At 79.3% G+C, this 1009-nt stretch carries 1 protein-coding gene; it reads right to left on the bottom strand.

The features are described 5' to 3' along the window. Positions 1 to 845: GTP-binding protein (locus NH602_RS31050; protein ID WP_253069718.1), on the bottom strand; the 845-nt coding region annotated here is incomplete at its 3' end. Positions 846 to 1009 lie beyond the last annotated feature (164 nt).

The raw sequence follows: 1009 nt of genomic DNA, 5'->3' as shown, positions 1-1009 counted from the left end.
AGCGGCACCGGCCCGCCGACCCCGTGCAGCGCGACGTCGGCCTCCCCGGTCACCGGCCACGCCCCCGGGCCGAGCAGCGCGTCGCCGCGGTCGACCCGGTCACGGGGGACGCCCCGCAGGTTCAGCGCGACCCGCGCGACCGCGGCGGCGGCGTCGACCGGCTCGCCGAGCTCCTGCACCCCGCGCACGGTCACCGGTGCCCGCCCGGTGTCGCCGTCGAGCTCCAGGGTGTCGCCGGGGCGCACGGTGCCGCTGCGCAGCGTGCCGGTGACGACCGTCCCGGCCCCGCGGACGGTGAACGCCCGGTCCACCCACAGCCGCACCGGCCCGTCCGGGTCGGGTGCGGGCAGCCGTGCGGTGAGCGCGGCCAGCGCGCCGCGCAGCGCGTCGAGACCGGTGCCGGTGCGGGCGGAGACGGCGACCGAGGGCCAGCCGCCGAGCCCACGGGCGGCGAGCGCGGCGCGGGCGTCGTCGAGCGCCAGCTCGGGGTCGAGCAGGTCGGCGCGGGTGACCACGAGCAGTCCGTCGGTGACGCCCGCGGCCGCGAGCGCGTCGGCGTGCTCCCCGGACTGCGGCATCCAGCCCTCGTCCGCGGCGACGACGAACAGCGCCGCCGGGACCGGACCGGCCCCGGCGAGCATCGTGGCGACGAAGCGTTCGTGCCCGGGGACGTCGACGAACGCGACCGTGCCCGCCCCCGGCACCTCGGTCCACGCGAAGCCCAGGTCGATGGTCATCCCGCGTCGGCGTTCCTCGGCGTACCGGTCGGGCTCCATCCCGGTCAGCGCCCGGACCAGCGTGGACTTGCCGTGGTCGACGTGGCCCGCGGTGCAGAGCACGTGCACGGCTCAGGTCTCCGGACGCACGGGCACCGCGCGCACGGCCCCGGCCAGCGTCGCGTCGGCCGACGGCGGCAGCGCCCGCAGGTCGAGCAGGCAGCGCCCGTCGCCGACCCGGCCCAGCACCGGCGGGTCACCGGCGCGCAACGCGCTCGCGTACCGCTCGGGCA

Origin of the sequence: Pseudonocardia sp. McavD-2-B (assembly GCF_024124365.1) — a bacterium.
In the GTDB taxonomy this organism is placed as follows: domain Bacteria; phylum Actinomycetota; class Actinomycetes; order Mycobacteriales; family Pseudonocardiaceae; genus Pseudonocardia; species Pseudonocardia alni.
The sequence above is the reverse complement of the archived record's forward strand: the minus strand, read 5'-3'. Positions and strand labels throughout refer to the sequence as shown.